The organism is Actinoplanes sp. NPDC026670 (genome assembly GCF_040638175.1).
GTDB lineage: Bacteria > Actinomycetota > Actinomycetes > Mycobacteriales > Micromonosporaceae > Actinoplanes.
Map to the genome: position 1 here is coordinate 265,437 of NZ_JBEZXU010000004.1, position 19,469 is coordinate 284,905.

Below are 19,469 nucleotides of genomic sequence, written 5' to 3' on the forward strand. Positions count from 1 at the left end.
CGTCCAATCTCGACTCCCGAAGAAACGTTGCGTGCCGGTTTGAACTCGGAGCGTGCAACAGCGGTATTCGCAGGTACCGCTACCGTGCGAGGGAGGCCGAGGTGAACGTCACCCAGGAGTACGACGAGCACGCCCGATCCACCCGGGAGACGGACTACATCGCCTCCTTCGGGGAAGGCGCCGACGGACTCGTCCGGATCGAACTCGACGGCGAGGGCCGGCTGTGGGACGTCGTCCTCGACCCTCAGGTCACCGAACTCACCGTCGACGAGCTCCGCACCGCCCTCTTCGACGCGATCACCGGCGCGCAGGCCGGGCAGCCCGGTTTCGAAGCATCCGTCGCCGACGTCAACACCGCGGCCGAACGGCGCTTCGCGGAGATCTCCCAGGCCCTGCACGACCTCTCCCGGCGGGCGGCACGGCGATGAACGTACGCGTGAAGCTCGATCCGCAGATCGTGGCGGCCGCCGGCAGCGCCCTCGCCGGGATCGCCCAGCGGATGGCCGACGACCTCGGCGCCCTGGAGACCACCGTCGCCGGACCGGACAGCCCGTGGGGCGCCGACGAGAGCGGCAGCATGTTCGCCCTCGCCTACCAGTCCGTGCTCGGGCACGCCCTCCAGGCCCTCGGCAGCCACGTCCAGCAGCTCGGCGAGGCCGCCCTCGACCTGCACACCCAGGCCCGGTCGATCGCCGCCGTCGACGCAGAAGCCGCCGCCGGACTGACCGGGGGCCCGTCATGACCATCGAGCTGCCCGCTGAGCTCACCGAGCCGCTGTCCTGGCTCGGGCTCAGTTGGCCGCAGGCCGACGAGGACCGCCTGCACGCCGACGGTCTCGCCTGGATCGAACACGCCACCCGGCTGCGCCGGCACGCCGCCGAAGCCGACACCGCCGCCCGCCGGGTCTGGCTGGAGAACGAGGGCGCCTCCGTCGACGCCTTCGAACAGTGGTGGAACGGCGAGGACGGCCCCGGCCGGCACCTCGACGACGCCGCGACCGCGGTCGAGCTCATCGGCGCCGGGCTCATCGCGATGGCCGGCGTCACCGTCGCGCTCAAGACCGCCTACATCGCCCAGCTCACCCTCCTCGCCTTCCAGGTCGGACAGGCCGTCGCCACCGCGGCGGTGTCGGCCGGCGCCACCCTCGGCGAGATCCCGATCTTCATCGCCGCCAGCCGGGTCGCCTGCCGCCAGCTCGTCCACAAGGCGCTCCAGGTGGTCGAAGGTGAGATCGCGGACATGTTCGGTCAGGCGGCGACGCTGCTGCGAACCGCCGGGACCAAGGCCGCCGCCCAGCACGCCGGACAGCTCGCCAAGCACTTCGGGCAGAACTCGGAATTCCACCGGTTGATGCGCGAGGTCGAACGGGCCGACGTCCGCAGCCCGTTCAACGGCGCCAACTTCTACTCCGGGAAGCTGGAGGACGGAACCCGGATGCGGGAGATCGCCGAGAAGTACACGGACGGAGTCACCAAGGTCACGCTGGAGCAGACACCCGGCGGCTCGAGGTTCGACGACATGCTTCTCTTCGAGAATCATTCGCCGATCAGGTCCGATCAGGCCGAGGACATCTGGGGACGGCTTTCCGAGAGGTACGCCGAAAGCGCTCAGGGCGAGGTGACGGCCTGGTCGCACAACCCGCGGGTGAACAGCATCTGGAACACCGTCGAGAAACCGGCCTTGGAACGGAATCCGGCGGTGACGAATATTAGTGTCATCGATCCCGAGGCGTGACTTCGAACGGAGACCGGATGGGCGTCGAGGACATCCACAGCCAGGAGGCACGGACCGACACGGGCGTGGTGTTGCGCAGTGTCGACCGGGAGACACTGCGCGCCGACTATCAGGGACGCAGCATGGTTCTGCCGGTGGACCGAGGTGTCGGAAGCCACGGCATATACCTGCCTGCCGTCCCCTCCTGGGATGACGGTGAGCCGATCCCGGCGGTGGATCTCGCCGTGATCAAGGACGCTGTGGTCGAGGTTCTCCGGCACTGGGGCTCGGAGACCGAGTTCATCACGCTGAGCCGAGGCTGACGGTGGCCTCCGCGACATGTCGATCATGGACCGGTCCGGTGGACGAACTAATGTCGTACACATGGGACCGCGAGAGCCTGAGACGTCACCGGCGCCCCGGGCCGACGGTGAGACTGTGAGCAAGCCGGTGTCACGGCCGCTGGGGAGTCTTCCGGGCGCGCGCCGGGGCCGATTCCAGAGCCGTCGGGCCCGGCTGGCGCTGGCGCTGACCGGTGGGCTTCTCGCCCTGCTGTGTGTGGGCGGTGTGGGCGCCTTCTACGTCCTCTACGACGAGGCCACCGAGATCAAGCGGGACACGCCCGGTGCGGTGGTCACCAACTTCCTGGGCGCATACCTCTCCAACCGAAATGATCAAGAAGCCGCGCTCTACCAGTGCAAATCGGGTAGCGATCTCTCCGCCTTACAGGCCTACCGCGACGACACGGCCCGCCGGGAGAAGGAGTTCTCGGTCGGCATCACGATGACGTGGCGAATCGTGAGTGTCACCACCGACGGAGCGAGCGGCGTCGCGAAGGTGGACGTGAGCCGTCGCATCTCGGACGGATCGGGCCGGGACGGAAGCTCATGGGACCTGACGGTGGAGGACCAGGACGGCTGGCGTGTCTGCGTAGCGACCCGGACGGAGTGACGAGGTTACTCGACCCAGAGCAGGTGGGCCGGTACTTCGAGCGTCCGGGGGAGTTTGCCACTCCAGCCCCACCGGTACCAGTCGAGCTCCTGTGCCACCCGGACGCTGACGGTTCCGTCGTCACTCACATGTGACTCGGTCACCGCTCGGAGATCGCGCCGTTCGTTGCCGTCGTCGAGGATCTGCGTCACCCGGCGACCGGTGAGCGTGTCGGCGTCGATCGCGGAGACCGGCGGCCGGCGGGGCGGTTCGTCGAGCGAGACCAACTGGTTCACCTTCGCGCCGGGGGTCGTGGTGCCGGGGAATCCCAGTTCCTCGACCCAGACCCGCTCGACCGGGACCAGCGCGGCGAAGACCTCGGTGCGTTCGGCCTCGGCGCGGTACCACTCCGCCTCCGGCATCACCGGGACGTAGGTGCGGCTGCCCTGTATCACCTTCTCGTCGGCGCGGAGATCACCGCGCCAGCCGTGGCCGGGCAGTCCGACGAGAACACGACGGCCGCGCAGATCGCCGGCCATGGTCGCGGGCGTGGGCACTATCGGGCGTGGTGAGTCCAGCGCTCCGTCACGCCGGCCGCTGAATGGGTCCGGCATAGATCCGCTGCTCATCCCTCGTTCCCCAACGGGGCGCCCTGCCCCTGCATGAACCGGACCGGATCGACCGCGCCGGCGCTCGACCGGTCATTGCCCAGGTGCACCTCGAAGTGCAGGTGCGGGCCGGACGAGTTGCCGCTGCTGCCGACGCGCCCGATCTGTTCGCCCGCCACGACCTGCTGATTCTTTCGCACGAAGGGCTGTTGCACCATGTGACAGTAGCGTGTCATCACGTTACCCGCATGGACGATCTCGACCATCCACCCGCAGCCGCCCTTGCCCGGGTAGCCGTCCACATTGCAGGTCTTCCGGCCGCGGAAGTCCTCGTCGCACTTGACCACCGACACCGTGCCGCTGGCCACCGCGTAGATCGGCCGGTACTTGTCCACGCTGATGTCGACGCCCTGGTGGCTGGGCCGAGAGGCGGTCCGGAATCCCGAACCGACCGGCCCCTTCAGCGGAATGGTCCAGCCCGACGCCGCGATCGCCCCGGACACCGAGCACTGAAGGGTCACCGAGTCGCCCACGGCGTTGGCGGCCCCGTTGGCGAGGAGGTTGACGATCTGCGTCGCCAGCGGCTCGTGCTTGGCGTAGGCATCGGGATAGGCGCTGATCTGCACCGACTGAGCGGCCCTGGTGAGGGCCATCTTCTCCCAGCCCTGGATCGTCTTGAGCTTCGAGTAGAACTTGGTGCTCGCGTAGACCGGGTCCCGGACCTGCTTCGGCGTTCCCCAGCCGGAGCTGGGCCGCTGCTGGAAGAGACCGAGCGAGTCGTGGTCGTTCTTTGCGCCGAGATCACCGAGGTTGTTCAGGCCGGACTCCTGCATCGCGGTCGCCACCGCGATCACCCAGGCCCGTGGCGGCAGGCCCATGTCCGCCCCGACGTTGATGATGATCGCCGCGTTGCGGATCTGTCCCCCGTCATAGGGGCTGATCTCCGGCAATTGCGAGTCCGGGTCGAGAGCCCCGCCCTTTCCGCAGGCCAGCGAGGCGTTGATGAAGCGGTCGTCGCTGTCACTGCGCAGCCCGTTCCAGACCAGGATGGTGAGGCTGCCGCCGCAGCACAACAGGGCCAGTGTGACGACCGCGGCGACCAGCAGGACCACCTTGCGCGGCCGCCGGAGGCTCATGCCGGTTCCCAGTCGATGCCGTCGACCAGCCAGGCGCCGTCCGGGGCCACCATCCGAAGCCCCAGTTTGCCGTTGTCCATGGTCACGGTCGCGTTCACCAGCGAGTCGCTGACCGCGACCAGGCTGGGTTTACCGACCACCCGATCGGCCGGGACCGCGGCGGGATCCACGCCGCGCAACTGCTCGGTCAGGTTCTGCGTGGCGTTCGGCTGGAGGCGGCTCAGCCATTTCTTCGCGGTGATGTCGCTGTGGTCGACCCAGGCGGAGGCGAACGCATAGGCCACCGCCTCCGGCTGCGCCCGCCCCGGCTTGGTCTTCGGGGTGGGTGGTGGATCGGACGAGGCGACGCTGTCGTTGTCCGACGGGTCGATGCTGATCGCCGGTGCCGGGCTGCTCTTCCCCAGCGGCGCGGCGGCCTGCCCGTCCGAGAACAGCCGTCCGATCCCGACGACCGCCAGCACGATCGCGCCGAGGACGATGGCGACTCCCCAACGGGACCGGAAGATCCCGTTCAGGGTGCGTGTGATCAGCCCAGACATGCCACTCACCGGGCCTCGGAGCGCACCCGCGGGCTGGCCGGCTCCTCACTCGTCGCCCCGGTTTCGGGCCGGTAGATCGAGTAGGAGGTCGGCCGCTCGGACACATCCGGCTCGGTCCAGTCGGAACCACCGCGGGTCCGGGTCGATTTGGCCGGTCCCTTTTCGGACGCGACGGGGACGGGCTCGTTGTCCCGCACGGTCTCGTTGCCGTCCGGACGGGTCGGGGTGGCGACCGGAACGACCTCGGCCTCGCGGCGCGACGTCGTCGAGGAGTCCTCGATACGTGCCTCCGGACGCAGGCTGCGCTGTTCGAACTGGCCCTTGCCGAACGTCGGCTCACGGGTGCCGCCACCTTCGGCGACCTCCAGCTTCGCCGCTTCACGCATGTCGCGGAAGAAGCGCCGGTGCCAGGATCCACCGGACGCGATGGTGGCCGCGCCGTCCTTGCCGCCGAGCTGGGTGATCCGGCGGTACGGCCGGAGCAGCAGCCATCCGACCACACCACAGAGCCAGACCAGCACCACCTGGAGCCAGCCGGCCAGGCTCGCCGTGTTCATGATCAGGTCGACGGCGAACAGGTAGATCGCCGCGCCGGTACCGAAGATGGCGATGTTGAAGACTGCGGCTACCACCGCGTTACCCAACCGCCGGACGCCGCCGCTCGCAGGTCGCAGCAGGCCAATGGTGCCCAGGATCGGTGCTGCGATGACCGCCCACCGGAAGACCAGGAAGCCGAGAAGGACCAGGAGGGAGGCGGTGATGTCGAACATCGCATACATGAACGCCGCCAGCATCGCGATGAAACCGGCGCCGACACGCTCCATCCCCTTGGAGCCCTGAAGGTACTCGTAGGCCTCCGGGTCCTCGGCCTTGATCTGCTCGGCGACCTTCATCCACTGGGTCTGCTTGAGGTCGATCAAGGGCTGGCGGGAGTCCGTGATCTGACGGATCTGCTGGACCTCGTCCCAGCTGAAGGACCGGGCGTCGTAGAGGGCCTGGCCGTACTTCTTGGCGGTCTCGCTGTCGGCAGAGCCGAGGACCCCGCGCAGCCAGTTCCGGTAGAGCATGGTCTCGGTCGCGGTGTCACTGGCGCGGACCGCAGGCGGGCGTTTGTCCTCGCAGGCCTCCGGCCCGAGGGCGCACTCGCCGACCTGCTCCTTGGGCTGTGGCCCGACGGCATCGTGGACGACGCTGAGTGAGGTGATCAGGCTCTGGTCGGCGATCTTGGCGGACTGCACCGGCCACGCCGCGATGGCGGTGACCACGACCATGATGAAGATCGCCCAGCCGGCCGTGGTCGTCGCGGCGCCCATCTCCGCCTGCCGGGAACGCCACAGCAGATAGAGGCCGACCACGGCGAGCGTGACCACACCGAAGACGGTGAACACCTTCTGGTAGACGGCTTTGGTGGCCTGGTCGACCAGCGGGTCGGCCCAGCCCCAGAGGGTCTCCGGGTTCCAGGCACGTTCCCGGAGGGCGTTCGAGGCACCGATCACCGCGGTGGCGATCATGAATTCGCCGTTGGCGATGGTGGTCTCGAACTTCTGATCCGCGTCGACGATCGTCGACGCGCAGCCACCCTCCAGGTCATAGGTGACGAAGTTGTAGCCGGCGTAGCCGTAGTCGCTGTAAAGACCGGGGAAGCTGTTCTTGGTGGAGGACGCGGGCCGCTCGGCGAACCAGCCGGCGAGGCCGGAGTCGGGGGTGCTCGGCGTCGGCGGGTTGAGGCAGCCGACCCGAGTGTCGACCACTTCGGCTAGGCGGTCCACGCATGCCTTGAAGTCGGACTGCCACTCCTCGACGCTGCACGCGCCGCCCGGCACCTGAGCCCGCGGCCCGGCCACCGCCACCCCCGGAGAAGCGACCGCCCACGCTATCGACGCCACCACCAGCACGAGCAACGCCGTGAGAAACGCCAGCCCCCGCCGCACCATCTCAAACCTCCAGGTCGGACGGAAGTGACACAGCCGTCGTCGGCGGCGCCACGCCCGGTGTCGTGTCCAGGTGTTCGAGCAGTCCGTCGACGTACGACACGTCGACGCGCACCTTCTGGACCCGGCCGTCCACGTCCCGCATCACGAACTCTCGGAAGCCGAGCCGGTGCTGGGAGGCGGAGTCGACCTGGGAGAGGGAGGCGAGCGTCGCCTCGTACCCGTCGTGGACGGGCACCCGCAGCAGCCGCAGGGCCTCGGAGGCGATCTCCTGGTCCTCGGCGATCCGGCCGACGAAGACGGTGGAGACCAGGTTCTGCACATCGAGGCCGAGGATGTCGCGCGGGTTCTGGGAGGCCACCAGGGCCGCCAGGTTCCATTTACGGGAGTCGCGGGCGAGCCGGACGAGGAAGGACCGGCCGGAACGCCAGCCCTCCATGAAGTGCGCCTCGTCCAGGCCGACCATCTTGCGGGAGGACATCGAGCCGCCGTAGCAGCGCCGGACCGCGAGCCGGTGTGCGGTGTGCAGCATCGGCAGGGCCAGGGACTCCTCGGCCGACCAGTACTCCCGCTCGATCCTGAGGTCGGGCAGCCGCAGGCCGGCCATGGTGATGACGGTGAGGGCCGCGTCGGCGCCGAGCAGGTGCTGCGGCGGGTGCCCGAAGAAGAGCAGCGCCAGCGGCATCTCGGCGGTGTCGAGGAGCAGGTTGGCGAGTTCCTTGCCCTCGTCGTCGTCCAGCGCCTGGAGGGTACGCACCACATCGTCCAGCGTGGACGACTCCTCGGCCGGCACCTGCCGGACCGCGTGGCGCAGCAGGGTGGCGGTGGACGCCTCCTTGGCGACCTGTGGCGGCACCAGCATCGAGCAGATGTCCTGCACGAGCATCCGGCGTTCGGCCCGGGCGTTGGAGACCGCGATCTCGTACTCCCGGTCGCCGGCCGGACCGGTCGGGAACTCGGACCGCACAGGGGTCGGGATGAGCGAGTACGGCGCGAGGGTCCCCTGCTCGGAGCCGGTCAGGTTGAGCACCCGGCTGTACGGCCGCAGCTCAGGCATCTGGCAGAGGCGGGCGAGCGGGCCGGACGGGTCGAGCAGGGTCACCTGGACACCGCGGCGGGCGTTCAGGTAGCCGAGCGCGCCCATCAGGGTCGACTTGCCACCGCCGGGTTCGGCCACGAACACACCGAGCCCGGAGCGCTCGCGCACCTCCATCGGGAAGTGCAGGTCGAGGAAGACCGGCCGGCGGCAGGTGCCCGCGGTCCGCCCGATCAGGTCACCGCGCCGGTCGCCGACGTTGGACGCCGCCTGGGGCAGGGCCGCGGCGAGCAGTTTGACGGGCATCCGGCGGACGTACCCGGTGTTGGCGATCGGCTCGCCCGGGATGAACTCGCGGGCCAGCTGGTCCTGGTTCTTCGGGTGCTGGAGGGAGATCCGCAGTTCCCGGGAGTAGAGCTGGATGAGCCGCCGGGCGCGTTCGAGGCATTCCTCGCGGGTGGCGCCGCCGACCGCGATCCGGTGCCAGCCGTGCGCACGGGCGGAGTCGGTCGGCAGGCCGGTGGTCATCTCGTCGCCGATCACCAGTGCCCGTTTGGCGAGGCGCTCCAGCTCGGGCGGGGCGTCGATGCCGTGCTCGGCGTAGTCGAGCTGCTGGGACCGGATCATCCGGAGCCGGTGTTCGAGGTTCTTGAACGAGCCGGTGGCGCCGAGGATGTCGATCCGGGAGGAGAGCTCCATCGGCCACGGGAGCCGCTCGTGGAAGTGCATCCACGGCTCGTGCTTCTCCGGGATCTCCAGCGGCTCCATCCGGCCGACGGACAGCACGGCGACGTGCCGTTCCTCGCCGGTCATCCGGTTGACGAGCTTCACCGTCGAGCCGTACGGCGTCCGGTAGCGCTCGACGGCCTCGGTGAGGGCGAGCAGGTCGCCTGTCTCCCAGTGCCCGTTGCTGACCGGGGAGAGCAGTCCGGGCGGGGCCATGCCGAGCGCCACCGACCGGTAGAGCAGCCACTCCAGCTCCTGCGGGGTGACCCGCCGGCCGCGCATGCCGAACGCGTTGAGCACCTCGTCGAACTGCTCGACGGTCCGGCCGAGCTTGCGGCGCTCGCCGTCGGAGGTGCCCTTGCCGAACGCGCGCAGGATCCGCTCGGTGAACGTGTCGCCGAGCGAGCGCCTGGCGAACGTGACGCCGAGGAACGTCTGCCCCTCGGCGTGGTTGACCGAGAGCAGGTGCCGCTGGGCCGCGACCAGGTGGTCGGACCAGGAGGTGGCGCCGTGCACGTCGGCCAGTGGCCGGGGGGTGAACGAGTCGACGGTGCGGGCCCACTCGTCGGCCGGGAAGGGCCGGGTGGTGCGACGCAGGTGCAGCCGGAACCCGGCGAGCCCCGCATACTGCTCGGAGATGGCGCTGAGCAGCGCCTCCCGCTCGGCGTCGGGCCGGAACGCCCAGCGCACCTCGGGCAGGTAGTACCAGGCGGTGACGGTGCTCTGGGTGAACGTCAGGTGCCCGGCGATCTCGCTGATGGCCAGCTCGACGGACGGGTCACGGTCGTTGAACTTGAGCTTCTGCGGCCGCAGTGGGGCCGCTTTCGGCTCCTTCTTCTCCTTGCGCCGGGCCGGCGCCTTCTCCGGGCGCCGGGCCGGGGCGCGCTCCGGCGGCGCGACCGGCAGTGGCGGAGCGGCGGCCGGCACCGGGAGCGGCACCGGCGACTGGATCGGCGCGGGCTGCTGCCAGAGGGCCGGTGGCTGGGCGGCGGGCGCGTGGGTGACCGGCGGTGGCGGTGGCCACTCCTCGAAGTCGCTCCACTCGTCGTCGTCCGGGACCACGGGATCCGGAACGACGGGATCCGGAACGACGGTGTGACCATTCGTCAGGGGGAGGTCCAGCGCCGGCGGGGCGACCGGATCACTCGTACGGGGAACCGCCGCTCCACCGAACAGGTCCAGGAACGGCGAGTCGATGTCCATACTGGAGTCGACGGTGGTGGCGCGCGGCCGGAGCGGCTGCGGGGCCTGGAAGACACCCACTCCACCGTGGCCGGGGGTGGCGACGAGTTCGTCCGCTTCGTCGAGCGAATCAGGCGAGGAGTAGTTGTCCGAACGCACACCGTTACTCTGCCTGCCCGGGGACGAGGCGTCCGCCCGGGGATGCCCGTGCGGATACGTTTCGGTCATGCGTGGACCTCACCTGCGCGGACGACCTGGCAACTGGTCATACCAACTCCTCCCGAACCCGGATGCGAGTGGCGACAAGCCTGGGATCGCGCTGCTCCACGGCGGGCTCGCGGGTGCGGCGCCAGTCGGTGAGCGCGGTGCGGATGACGACGCGGGCCGGCCGGTCCGGGTCGACATGCCGGAACACGTAGGACGTCGACACCATGGCGAGGGCGATCTCCCAGGCCGGGAAGGGGTCGAAGTCGAGCGTGAGCGCATAGTGGATGGCCATGAAGACGGGCACCAGGACCACGAACATCCCGTACTGCGCATAGGGCAGATGGACGGGCAGTGTGTAACCGGGCGGGCCGAGGTAGACCAGGCGCGCCCGGTAGATGTCGTCGTCGGTCCGGAGCCGCATCTCAGGTGAAGATCAGATCGATGATCGACTCGCCGAAGACGAACAGCGCTGTGGCGCCGGCGATGAACGCCAAGCCTACGATCGCGATCGCCGAACTGGTGAGGACCTTCGAGACCTCGCCCTTGCTGGCTCGGCCGATGAAGATCACACCGAGGACCGCGAGCAGGATCGGCGCGATGTTGGTGGCGAAGAACTCGACGATCCCTGAGGTGTTGATTTTTCCTGCCGGCTCGGCCGCCAGGATGATGAGATCGGTGGCGATCATCGGTAAACCTCCCCGTGTCCGGTATGGGGGGTACGGACACGCTGCAGTTGTGAAGCCGTACGGCAACGCCCATATGGTGCTACCTCTGACTCACCGCGTCGAGTGAGCCGTTCGGGCACTGCCATGCTCGTCTCTGCTCTCTTCGGTCACTTCATGATGCCCAGATCCGAAGAGTACGGCCCGTACTTGCGAGCAACAAGCGCCCGTTTCGTTACCCAAGGTGAAGGAGTGCGTGATTCACAGTCACCTGGCATCGTACGCCTGTTCGAATCACTGCTGCCCCGTACCCTTCACCTGTGTCCAATTCGCCGACAGACGCGCAGCTCACGGGGGCTGACCTGCTACGTGTGGATCACCCGGTCGTGATGGGTGTCCTCAACGTGACGCCGGACTCTTTCTCTGACGGTGGTAGATACACCGACGTCGACGCCGCGGTTCAGCACGGCGTCCACCTTTTTCGCGAAGGCGCGCACGTCATCGACGTGGGTGGGGAGTCGACCCGGCCGGGCGCCGAGCGGGTCGATGCGAGAACCGAGATCGACCGGGTGGTTCCGGTGATCCAGCAGTTGTTCGCCCAGGGCGTACCGGTGAGTATCGACACCACTCGTGCGGCCGTCGCCGAGGCGGCGCTCGCGGCCGGCGCCGCGGTGATCAACGACGTCTCCGGCGGCCTCGCCGACCCCGGCATGGCGTCCGTCGCCGCCGCGGCCGGCTGCCCCTGGATCCTCATGCACTGGCGCGGCCACTCCCGCGACATGCAGAAACTCGCCGTCTACCAGGACGTGGTGGCCGAGGTCCGGGACGAGTTGCGGGCCCGCGCCGACGCGGCGATCGCGGCCGGCGTCGACCCGCGCATGATCGTCCTCGACCCGGGTCTCGGCTTCGCCAAACAGCCCGAGCACAACTGGGCGCTCAGCGCCAACCTCGACGTGCTCATCGGCCTCGGTTTCCCGGTCCTCTTCGCGGCCAGCCGCAAGACCTATCTGGGACGGCTGCTGGCCGGTCCGGACGGCACGCCACGCCCGGTCGGCGGCCGCGAGGCGGCCACCCTCGCCACCTCACTTCTCGCGGTCGCCTCCGGCGCCTGGGGCGTCCGCGTCCATGAGGTCGGTGCGACAGCCGACGCCCTCGCCGTCTGGCGGGCGACAGGTTCACCCCATTTCTCGGGTACGCCGTGAGCCGCCCCCGACCGCAACCCACCCCGCCCGCCCCGACGGGTCCGCCACGCGCGGCCACGACCCTCGGCCGGACCACCCACATACACGGGGAGAGCTGATGCCCGGACGACTCACGCTGGACGACCTGCGTGCCATGGGCGGAGAACGGCCCGGCCGGATCACGCTGACCGGTCTGCGGGCCCGGGGCAACCACGGCGTCTACGACTTCGAACGCGAGCAGGGCCAGGACTTCGTCGTGGACGTCACGCTGGACCTGGACCTGGGCCCGGCGTCCCGCAGCGACGACGTCGCCGACACCGTCCACTACGGCGAACTGGCCACCGCCCTGGTCGGCGTGCTCACCGGCGAGCCGGTCAACCTGCTGGAACGCCTGGCCGACCGCCTTCTGGACGTCTGCCTGGCCGACGAGCGGGTCGCGTCGGCCGAGGTCACCGTGCACAAGCCGCAGGCCCCGATCCCGCACGAGTTCGCCGACGTGGCGGTCACCCTGCGCCGGAGCCGGCCATGAGCGACCAGTGGGAGCTCGTCATCGAGCTCAGCCGCGGAGAACGGCCGTGACCACGGCGGTGCTGTCGATCGGGAGCAACCTCGGCGACTCCTTCGCCCACCTGCGGGCTGCCGTGCGACAGCTGGGCGCGGCCGTCGTACACGTCTCCGGGGTCTATGCGACGCCGCCCTGGGGAGACAGCGCGCAACCGCCGTACCTCAATGCCGTGGTCTTGACCGAGGATCCGACCGCGACCGCCCGGGATTGGCTGACCCGCGCCCAGGCCTGCGAGGCAGCCGGGGGTCGCGTCCGCGACCCGGACCGGCGCTTCGGGCCGCGCACCCTCGATGTGGACGTCATCGCGGTCTGGGACGACGGCGTGCCGGTGCTCGACGACGACCCCGAGCTGACCCTGCCGCACCCGCGCGCCCACCTGCGGGCGTTCGTGCTGGTGCCGTGGCATGCCGTGCGGCCGGACGCGGAACTGCCCGGCCACGGCCCGATCGCCGCGCTGCTGACCACACCGGAGGTGGCGGCCGACGTCGCCGGTGTCACACCCCGCCCGGAGCTGTCGTTAGAGTCGATGGAGTGAGCGTCAACCCGGACCACGGCTCCCCGCGCAACACCGATCCCTCGCTGCGGCCGACGCGCATGTCGACGCTCGTGGTGGCCGCTCTCGCGGCCGCCGCGGTGGCCTGGCTGCTGATCTCCACCAACGACCTCTTCTACCGGATCACCCCGCTGCCGTGGACCGGCGCCGGGGTGCTCGGCGTGCTGGCGATCGCCGAGGCCTACCTGGCGCAGAACACCGCGGCCCGGATCCAGCGCAAGCCCGGCGCGCTCCCGGTCCAGCCGCTGGCGGTCGCCCGGTTCGCCGCCCTGGCCAAGGCGTCCTCACTGGTCGGCGCCCTGTCCGCGGGGTTCTCCGGCGGGCTGCTGATCTGGCTGCTGCTGGAGCCGACCAAGGAGGCCGGGTCCAACGTGCCGACCGCGGCCACCACCCTCGTCACCGCGATCGCCCTGGTCGCGGCCGCGCTCTGGCTGGAGCGGGCCTGCCGGGTCCCGGATCGCCCGGACCGCGAGGACGACGGATCGGACCGGCCGACGCCCCGGCGGTGACGTCGCATTCTGTTGACGATCTTCGAACTGTTTTCAGCGCTGAACTGAGCAGGTCTCGTTTCCGTATGCTTTGCGGCGGGCGGGTATGTGCCTGGAGTAGCGTGCGCCTCGGACCGCTCGTGGAGGCGTAAGGAGGCGCGGACCATGGCGTACGACGACACCACCTTCCGCCGGCCCGGTGACGAGAAGACCGACACCGATCCGGCCGCCTACCGGCGACGGGTGCAGTACGACGACACCGCCGGCACCACGCTCGACCAGTCCCTGCGCGCCCCGGTGGCCGGCGCGGCCCCCACGGCCGAGGAGGACGGGCGCGACCGGCTCGGCATCCACCTCGGCTGGGAGGTCATGCTCCTGGTCGTCGCCGCGGTCCTCGGTTTCCTGCTCCAGCGCGAGGACTCGGCCGCCCTCCAGCGCCCCGCCCTCGACGCGCTGCTCGTCACCGGCGCCGCGATCGGGCTGCTCACCCTCGGCGCCGGCCTCACCCTGCGGGCCGGCGTGCCGAACCTCGCGCTCGGCCCGATCGCCCTGGCCGCCGCCATGCAGTACGCCGAGAACAGCGACAAGGGCCTGGCCCAGGCCGTGGTCCCGGCGCTGATCATCGCGGCCGCCGGTGGCCTCGCGGTCGGACTGATCGTCACGGTGCTGCACGTGCCCGCCTGGGCCGCCACCCTGGCCGCCTCGTTCGGCGTGATCGTCTACATCCAGCTGCGCACGGCGCCGGTCGAGGTGCAGGGCGACTGGGACCCGACGAGCCAGGCGTTCGTGCTGTTCGGCGCGTTCGCGGCGCTCGCCGTCCTGGGCGCGGCGGTCGGAGCGCTCGCGCCGGTGCGCCGATTCCTCGGCCGGATGCGGCCGACCGGCGACCCGGCCCAGCGCCGGGGCACCGCCGCCGCGGTCCCGGCGCTGCTCACCCTGGTCGTGTCGACGCTGTTCGCGACGGGTGCCGGAGTGCTGATCGCAGCCACCGCGGACGGGCCGATCGTCCCGGCCACCGGCTTCGAGTGGACCGGCATCGCGATGGGCCTGGCCCTGCTCGCCGGCACCAGCGCCTACGGCCGTCGGGGCGGCATCTTCGGCACTCTGTTCGCGGTCACCGCGCTCACCCTGTTCCTGCGCTACGAGGAGATCCGCGACCTGGACATCGCGTTGTTCGCGATCGCCGGGAGCGTCTTCGTCGCCGGTCTGGTGGTGACCCGCTTCGTCGAGTCGTACGGCAGCCCGTACGCGTCCCGGGTCGGCGAGGACTGGAACGCGGCCCCGTCCAACGGCGCGAACTGGTCGCCGACCCTGCCCGAGACCTGGAACACGCCGGCCACCCCGGCGCCGCGCAGCGACCGTTGGGACGACGGCCCGTGGGGCGCCAACCGCTGAAAGTATGCTTTCGGGCATGACCTCGCCCAGCTTCGCCGAACTGGACGCCCTGACCACCGAGACGCTTCGGGAGCAGGCCTTCGCGAAAGCCCGCGCCCAGAGAGACGTCAAGTTCTTTTGGCAGGTGCTGCGGCACCTGCCGGACGCGGGTGACGCCGCCGCCCTGGACGGCGCGCCCAACTCCATCGGGCCGACCGTCGACGAGGCCGTCGCTCTGTGGCGCGAGTTCGAGGGCCGCGACCTCGGCGCCCAGGAGCCGCTGCTGCGGGCCGCGTTCATCGACTATCTGAGCAGGTAATCACCGTCATCGTTTGAAAGCCGTGCCCGGCTGGGAAAAAGCTGGGAATGGCTCTCGGAAACAGATACAAGACCGCACCCGGTGCGGGCACCATCGCCGCGCTCATACTCGTCCTCGTCTTCGGCAGCCCCTGGTATCGGGACTGGGCGCTGGACAACACGAACCCGGACACCGCGGGCGGCTGGTGGCTTCGGCTGCTGGGCTGGCCCGCCTGGAGTTTCGACACCGACGACTCGCTGCGTGACGTGATCGTCGGCGACCTCAAGGCGATCCTGCTGGTCGTCCTGACGTTCCTCTTCCTCTACCTGCTGCCCGGCTCCCAACTGGCCCGGGCCCGCGGCACGATCAGCCAGTTCCTGGCCGGCTGGGCCGCGTACATCTTCGCGGGCGCGTTCGCCGCGCTCCTGGCCACACTGTTCCTCACCAACCCGTCGCTGCTCGGCGCGTTCAACGCGGCCGGGTCCGGCGCCGGGTACGGCTTCTTCGTCGGCTGGATCGTCGGCCTGGTCTCCCTCGGCGGCTGGCGCGGCACCCGCTGAGCCGTGGGGATCCCCCTGGGGGTCCCCACGTCACCGGCCGAATGTGCCGTACCACGTTCGGCTGTTTTGTCAGAGACGTGGTCTCGGTAACATCTGCGGCCATGCCGGAACGGGACACCCAATCGGGACACAGCGCGCGACTGCTCCGTGGCCTCGTCTGGGCGGGCGTCGTCCTCGCCCCGATCGCGGCCGCCGTGGTGCTGATCGGCGGTGACTCCAACACGGTCCGGTTCGCGGTCCTGCTGATGGCGGTGAGCGTCGTGCTGATCGGCGCGTCGGTGCTGATCCGGGCCGATCCGATGCTGCTCCGGATGGACGTCGAGGACCGGGTGGCCGAGGAGGTCGACGGGCTGCGCCGGCAGTTGCGGGCCGAGTTCGCCACGGCCGCGCCGGCTGCTCCCGAAGCCGACCCGCGGCCGCCGCTGCCGGTGCGCAACACCGGTGGTGGCCGGGCCCAGGTCGCACCGCCGCCGGTTCAGCCCGCCTTCACTCCGCCGCCCGGCCGGCCCACGTTCGTGCATCAGCCGGAGCCGCCCGCGGTCCGGCACGAGCCGGAGCCGGAGTACCAGTACGACGAGGCCGGCTACGGGTACGACGACCAGGTCACCGGGTACCAGCAGGAGGGCTACCAGCAGGACGGGTACCAGGACGGGTATCAGCAGGAGGGGTACCAGGACGGGTATCAGGACGGGTACCAGGACGAGTACCAGGACGAGTACCAGGACGACGGCTATCAGCAGCCGGTCCCGGCTCCGGCCCGTGCGTCCGGTGGCCGGGCCTCGGTCCCCGGCATCGTCCAGCCGGTCTCCCCGGCCCAGTCCCAGGGTTTCGCGGCGACGTCGCAGGGCTTCGCGGCGCAGGGCACGACCTCGCAGGGCTTCGCAGCCCAGGGCACGACCTCGCAGGGTTTCGCGGCGCAGGGTGCGCCCGCCGGGCGGGCCAGTGCCGCCGTTCCGGTGGGCAGTGCCTCGGTCCCGGCCGGCAGTGCCGCCGTTCCGGTCGGCAGCGCCTCGGTACCGGTGGGCAGCGCCTCGGTTCCGGCCGCCGGCGCCGCTCCGGTGGCCCGGGCCGCCGCGGTCCCGCCGCCCCCGATCGGCCAGCCGGTGCCCCGCCCCCGCGCCGCCGCGTCGGTCCCCGGCACGATGCCACCCGGACCGAACGGCATGATGGCGCCCCCACAGGCCAGGGCAGCGGTCCGTCCCGGCGGCACCCAGTACGGCCGCCCGGAGGCCCCGGACGACGATCTCGGAGCCACGAACGGCTACGCGGGCGGCAACGATCACACGGGCGGCAACGACTACTCCGGCGGTAACGACTACGCGGGTGGCAACGATTACGCGGGCGGTAGCGACTACTCCGGTGGTAACGACTACGCGGGCGGTAACGACTACTCCGGCGGCAACGACCCGGAGACGAGTGCCGCGTACAAGGCCCGCCGCCACCGCCCGTCCGCCAACGACACCAACGTGGGCACCCTCGCCGACTTCGCCAACTACCCCGGATACGACAGCGGCCAGAACAACTGGTGACCGGCTATTTGTCGATGTCGCCGACGACGAAGAACATCGAACCGAGGATCGCGATCAGATCCGGCACCAGACAGCCCGGGATGAGCGTGGCCAGCGCCTGCACATTGGCGTACGACGCGGTCCGCAGTTTGAGCCGCCACGGCGTCTTCTCACCCCGCGACACCAGGTAGTAGCCGTTCACACCGAGCGGGTTCTCGGTCCACGTGTAGGTGTGCCCCTCGGGCGCCTTGACCACCTTGGGCAGGCGCACGTTCACCGGGCCGCCGGTGCGGTCCACCCGGTCCAGGCACTCGTCGATCAGGTCGAGCGACACCAGCACCTGCTCCAGCAGCACCTCGAACCGGGCGTGACAGTCGCCTGACGTCCGGGTCACCACCGGCACGTCGATCTGGTCATAGAAGAGGTAGGGCTCGTCCCGGCGTACATCGAAATCCAGACCGCTCGCCCGGGCCACCGGACCGGAGGCGCCGTAGGCCGCCGCATCGGCCGCGCTGAGCACGCCGACGCCGACCGTGCGGGCCATGAAGATGTCGTTGCGCCGGATCACGTTGTCGATGTCCGGCATCCGCCGCCGGACCGCGGCGACCGCCTGGCGGGCCCGTTTCGTCCAGCCGGCCGGGATCTCCTCCTTGAGACCGCCGACCCGGTTGAACATGTAGTGGATCCGGCCGCCGGACACCTCCTCCATCACCGCCTGGAGGGTCTCGCGCTCACGGAACGCGTAGAACATCGGCGTGATCGCGCCGATCTCCAGCGGGTAGGAGCCGAGGAACATCAGGTGGTTGAGCACCCGGTTCAGCTCGGCGAGGACCATCCGCAGCCAGGTGGCCCGCTCCGGCACCTCGATGCCCATCAGCCGCTCGACGCCGAGGACCACACCGAGCTCGTTGGAGAACGCGGACAGCCAGTCGTGCCGGTTGGCCAGCATGATGATCTGCCGGTAGTCGCGCACCTCGAACAGTTTCTCGGCGCCGCGGTGCATGTAGCCGACGATCGGCTCGCAGGCGACCACCCGCTCGCCGTCCAGGGTGAGCTTGAGCCGGAGCACACCGTGTGTGGACGGGTGCTGCGGGCCGATGTTGAGCACCATGTCGGCGGTGTCCAGCCCGGCACCGGTGCCGACGGTCATCTCCCGCAGCGCGTCACTCACCAGAGCATCGTGCCACGGTCGGTGAGGCCGATGGTGTGGCAGAGCCACCAGTGGCTGCCGAGTCCGTTCGGATCGGTCAGTTCGGCGGCCGCGCCGGCCGTCCCGAGCGCACGCAGATAACCCGCCGGATCGGTACGGGCCAGTTCCAGCGGTGGCCGCGAACCGTCCACACCGAGCGCCCGGAGCGCCTCCCGCTGCCGGACCATCCGATAGGGAACCCCGGCCGCGGCGGCCACCGAGTCCATCGCCACGTGCGCGGTGACGTCACAGCCGCCGTCCGGCACCGGGATCACCTGCCGCCCCTGCCGGAACCCGGTGAGCGTCCCGAGCACCGGCCGGTCCGCCTTCAGGTGCCCGTAATCCACACAGAGCGCCGCGCCACGCCGGACCGAACCGACCGCGTCCGCCCAGGCGGTGTCCCGTGGCCAGCCGATCTCGATCCGGCCCAGCCCCGGCCACCAGCGGCTGGTCCAGAACCGGTCGGCCGGGTCGGCCTCGGCGCCCAGCGTCTCGGTCCCGGTGGCCCGGTCCACCAGCACCTTCCGCAGCCGTCCGTGCTCGTCGGTCTCGACGATGTCGAGTGGAACGTTGTCCAGCCACTCGGTGGCCAGCAGCAGCCCGGTGATCTCCGCGGGCACGTCCGGCCGCCAGCGCACCGCCGGATCCAGCCCGGCCGGGCGCGGCGCGACCTCTACCGCGGTGGCCCGGATCCGCCCGGCCAGGGCCGTCGGCAGCGACGCCAGCAGTGCGGTGATCAGCTCGCCGCGCCCCGCTCCGACGTCGACCAGATCGAACACCCGCGGGTGCCCGAGGACGGTGTCGACCCGTTCGACCAGCCGGGCGAGCGCCCCGGCGAACAGCGGTGACGCGTGCACGCTGGTCCGGAAGTGTTCAGCCGGCCCCTCGTGCTCCCGCACGAAGAAACCACCGCCGCCGTACAGCGCCGTCTGCATCGCCAGCCGCCATCCGACACCCATTCCGTCACCCTAGGCCGCTGGTACGCCGTGCGCCGCCGCCGGCCACACCACACCTCCCGTGGCACACCACGCGACGCGGCCGGCCGGTCCGGCCCGACAGCGCGACCGCCGGGCATATGCGGTG

22 protein-coding genes are annotated in these 19,469 nt (G+C 70.4%); 13 read left to right on the forward strand and 9 right to left on the reverse strand.

Going from position 1 to position 19,469, the window contains the following annotated elements; translation table 11 throughout:
- The first annotated feature begins 101 nt into the window (after window positions 1-101).
- The 5 genes from AB0E94_RS06245 (at window position 102) to AB0E94_RS06265 (ending at window position 2,664) form a co-directional block, all read left to right on the forward strand.
- Complete coding sequence (locus AB0E94_RS06245; RefSeq protein WP_360323174.1) at window positions 102-428, forward strand: hypothetical protein; 327 nt, start codon at window positions 102-104, stop codon at window positions 426-428.
- An 8-nt stretch (window positions 429-436) separates the two neighbouring features.
- Complete coding sequence (locus AB0E94_RS06250; RefSeq protein WP_360323176.1) at window positions 437-742, forward strand: hypothetical protein; 306 nt, start codon at window positions 437-439, stop codon at window positions 740-742.
- Window positions 739-1,734 (forward strand): hypothetical protein, encoded by a 996-nt coding sequence (locus AB0E94_RS06255; protein ID WP_360323178.1) that lies wholly within the window; start codon window positions 739-741, stop codon window positions 1,732-1,734. The genes AB0E94_RS06250 and AB0E94_RS06255 overlap by 4 nt, the downstream gene beginning before the upstream one ends.
- Window positions 1,731-2,036, forward strand: coding sequence for a hypothetical protein (locus tag AB0E94_RS06260; RefSeq protein WP_360323180.1), 306 nt, complete (start codon window positions 1,731-1,733; stop codon window positions 2,034-2,036). The genes AB0E94_RS06255 and AB0E94_RS06260 overlap by 4 nt, the downstream gene beginning before the upstream one ends.
- A gap of 115 nt (window positions 2,037-2,151) precedes the next feature.
- Window positions 2,152-2,664, forward strand: coding sequence for a hypothetical protein (locus tag AB0E94_RS06265; protein WP_360323182.1), 513 nt, complete (start codon window positions 2,152-2,154; stop codon window positions 2,662-2,664).
- 5 nt (window positions 2,665-2,669) lie between these two features.
- Here AB0E94_RS06265 and AB0E94_RS06270 read toward each other — a convergent pair whose 3' ends face one another.
- The 7 genes from AB0E94_RS06270 to AB0E94_RS06300 are packed head-to-tail and all read right to left on the reverse strand — an operon-like array spanning window position 2,670 to window position 10,694.
- Window positions 2,670-3,257 carry a hypothetical protein gene (locus AB0E94_RS06270; RefSeq protein WP_360323184.1) on the reverse strand — a complete coding sequence of 196 codons (588 nt, stop codon included), beginning with the start codon at window positions 3,255-3,257 and terminating at the stop codon, window positions 2,670-2,672.
- 11 nt (window positions 3,258-3,268) lie between these two features.
- Window positions 3,269-4,387: a M23 family metallopeptidase gene (locus AB0E94_RS06275; protein WP_360323186.1), complete on the reverse strand. Its 1,119-nt coding sequence runs from the start codon at window positions 4,385-4,387 to the stop codon at window positions 3,269-3,271.
- On the reverse strand, window positions 4,384-4,926 hold the full coding sequence (locus AB0E94_RS06280) for a hypothetical protein (protein ID WP_360323188.1): 543 nt from the start codon (window positions 4,924-4,926) through the stop codon (window positions 4,384-4,386). Before AB0E94_RS06280 ends, AB0E94_RS06275 begins: the two co-directional genes overlap by 4 nt.
- 5 nt (window positions 4,927-4,931) lie before the next feature.
- Window positions 4,932-6,860, reverse strand: a complete 1,929-nt coding sequence (locus tag AB0E94_RS06285) for an MFS transporter (protein WP_360323190.1) — start codon at window positions 6,858-6,860, stop codon at window positions 4,932-4,934.
- A gap of 1 nt (window position 6,861) precedes the next feature.
- Window positions 6,862-10,029 carry an ATP-binding protein gene (locus AB0E94_RS06290; RefSeq protein ID WP_360323192.1) on the reverse strand — a complete coding sequence of 1,056 codons (3,168 nt, stop codon included), beginning with the start codon at window positions 10,027-10,029 and terminating at the stop codon, window positions 6,862-6,864.
- A gap of 37 nt (window positions 10,030-10,066) precedes the next feature.
- Window positions 10,067-10,429 (reverse strand): hypothetical protein, encoded by a 363-nt coding sequence (locus AB0E94_RS06295; RefSeq protein ID WP_360323194.1) that lies wholly within the window; start codon window positions 10,427-10,429, stop codon window positions 10,067-10,069.
- Window position 10,430: 1 nt separating this feature from the next.
- Entirely contained in the window at window positions 10,431-10,694 is a 264-nt protein-coding gene (locus AB0E94_RS06300) for a hypothetical protein (RefSeq protein WP_360323196.1), read from the reverse strand.
- Window positions 10,695-11,059: 365 nt separating this feature from the next.
- Here AB0E94_RS06300 and folP point away from each other — a divergent pair, with 365 nt between their 5' ends.
- The 8 genes from folP to AB0E94_RS06340 all read left to right on the forward strand — a co-directional run bounded on the left by folP (window position 11,060) and on the right by AB0E94_RS06340 (window position 17,218).
- Window positions 11,060-11,872, forward strand: a complete 813-nt coding sequence (gene folP, locus AB0E94_RS06305; RefSeq protein ID WP_360323266.1) for a dihydropteroate synthase — start codon at window positions 11,060-11,062, stop codon at window positions 11,870-11,872.
- A 97-nt stretch (window positions 11,873-11,969) separates the two neighbouring features.
- The gene (gene folB / locus AB0E94_RS06310) at window positions 11,970-12,380 is read left to right on the forward strand and encodes a dihydroneopterin aldolase (protein ID WP_360323198.1); all 411 of its coding nucleotides are present in this window, start codon (window positions 11,970-11,972) and stop codon (window positions 12,378-12,380) included.
- Between the two features lie 46 nt (window positions 12,381-12,426).
- Window positions 12,427-12,951 (forward strand): 2-amino-4-hydroxy-6-hydroxymethyldihydropteridine diphosphokinase, encoded by a 525-nt coding sequence (gene folK / locus AB0E94_RS06315; RefSeq protein WP_360323200.1) that lies wholly within the window; start codon window positions 12,427-12,429, stop codon window positions 12,949-12,951.
- Complete coding sequence (locus AB0E94_RS06320) at window positions 12,948-13,478, forward strand: DUF3180 domain-containing protein (protein WP_360323202.1); 531 nt, start codon at window positions 12,948-12,950, stop codon at window positions 13,476-13,478. The genes folK and AB0E94_RS06320 overlap by 4 nt, the downstream gene beginning before the upstream one ends.
- Before the next feature lie 144 nt (window positions 13,479-13,622).
- Entirely contained in the window at window positions 13,623-14,852 is a 1,230-nt protein-coding gene (locus tag AB0E94_RS06325; protein WP_360323204.1) for an ABC transporter permease, read from the forward strand.
- A 4-nt stretch (window positions 14,853-14,856) separates the two neighbouring features.
- On the forward strand, window positions 14,857-15,150 hold the full coding sequence (locus AB0E94_RS06330) for a hypothetical protein (RefSeq protein WP_360323206.1): 294 nt from the start codon (window positions 14,857-14,859) through the stop codon (window positions 15,148-15,150).
- A gap of 47 nt (window positions 15,151-15,197) precedes the next feature.
- The gene (locus AB0E94_RS06335) at window positions 15,198-15,689 is read left to right on the forward strand and encodes a hypothetical protein (RefSeq protein ID WP_360323208.1); all 492 of its coding nucleotides are present in this window, start codon (window positions 15,198-15,200) and stop codon (window positions 15,687-15,689) included.
- Window positions 15,690-15,790: 101 nt separating this feature from the next.
- Window positions 15,791-17,218: a hypothetical protein gene (locus AB0E94_RS06340; protein WP_360323210.1), complete on the forward strand. Its 1,428-nt coding sequence runs from the start codon at window positions 15,791-15,793 to the stop codon at window positions 17,216-17,218.
- Window positions 17,219-17,222: 4 nt separating this feature from the next.
- Here AB0E94_RS06340 and AB0E94_RS06345 read toward each other — a convergent pair whose 3' ends face one another.
- Together AB0E94_RS06345 and AB0E94_RS06350 are read right to left on the reverse strand one after the other, a co-directional pair.
- Entirely contained in the window at window positions 17,223-18,347 is a 1,125-nt protein-coding gene (locus AB0E94_RS06345; protein ID WP_360323268.1) for an NADH-quinone oxidoreductase subunit D, read from the reverse strand.
- A gap of 17 nt (window positions 18,348-18,364) precedes the next feature.
- On the reverse strand, window positions 18,365-19,345 hold the full coding sequence (locus tag AB0E94_RS06350) for an SAM-dependent methyltransferase (RefSeq protein ID WP_360323212.1): 981 nt from the start codon (window positions 19,343-19,345) through the stop codon (window positions 18,365-18,367).
- Window positions 19,346-19,469 lie beyond the last annotated feature (124 nt).

Coding starts and splice junctions, on each gene's coding strand:
- AB0E94_RS06345 (WP_360323268.1), bottom strand. CDS start 18,347: ATGACCGTCGGCACCGGTGCCGGGCTGGACACCGCCGACATGGTGCTC.
- AB0E94_RS06335 (WP_360323208.1), top strand. CDS start 15,198: ATGGCTCTCGGAAACAGATACAAGACCGCACCCGGTGCGGGCACCATC.
- AB0E94_RS06330 (WP_360323206.1), top strand. CDS start 14,857: ATGCTTTCGGGCATGACCTCGCCCAGCTTCGCCGAACTGGACGCCCTG.
- AB0E94_RS06255 (WP_360323178.1), top strand. CDS start 739: ATGACCATCGAGCTGCCCGCTGAGCTCACCGAGCCGCTGTCCTGGCTC.
- AB0E94_RS06350 (WP_360323212.1), bottom strand. CDS start 19,345: ATGGGTGTCGGATGGCGGCTGGCGATGCAGACGGCGCTGTACGGCGGC.
- AB0E94_RS06290 (WP_360323192.1), bottom strand. CDS start 10,029: ATGACCGAAACGTATCCGCACGGGCATCCCCGGGCGGACGCCTCGTCC.
- AB0E94_RS06275 (WP_360323186.1), bottom strand. CDS start 4,387: ATGAGCCTCCGGCGGCCGCGCAAGGTGGTCCTGCTGGTCGCCGCGGTC.
- AB0E94_RS06300 (WP_360323196.1), bottom strand. CDS start 10,694: ATGATCGCCACCGATCTCATCATCCTGGCGGCCGAGCCGGCAGGAAAA.
- folP (WP_360323266.1), top strand. CDS start 11,060: ATGGGTGTCCTCAACGTGACGCCGGACTCTTTCTCTGACGGTGGTAGA.
- AB0E94_RS06325 (WP_360323204.1), top strand. CDS start 13,623: ATGGCGTACGACGACACCACCTTCCGCCGGCCCGGTGACGAGAAGACC.
- AB0E94_RS06295 (WP_360323194.1), bottom strand. CDS start 10,429: ATGCGGCTCCGGACCGACGACGACATCTACCGGGCGCGCCTGGTCTAC.
- AB0E94_RS06285 (WP_360323190.1), bottom strand. CDS start 6,860: ATGGTGCGGCGGGGGCTGGCGTTTCTCACGGCGTTGCTCGTGCTGGTG.
- folB (WP_360323198.1), top strand. CDS start 11,970: ATGCCCGGACGACTCACGCTGGACGACCTGCGTGCCATGGGCGGAGAA.
- AB0E94_RS06270 (WP_360323184.1), bottom strand. CDS start 3,257: ATGCCGGACCCATTCAGCGGCCGGCGTGACGGAGCGCTGGACTCACCA.
- AB0E94_RS06280 (WP_360323188.1), bottom strand. CDS start 4,926: ATGTCTGGGCTGATCACACGCACCCTGAACGGGATCTTCCGGTCCCGT.
- AB0E94_RS06340 (WP_360323210.1), top strand. CDS start 15,791: ATGCCGGAACGGGACACCCAATCGGGACACAGCGCGCGACTGCTCCGT.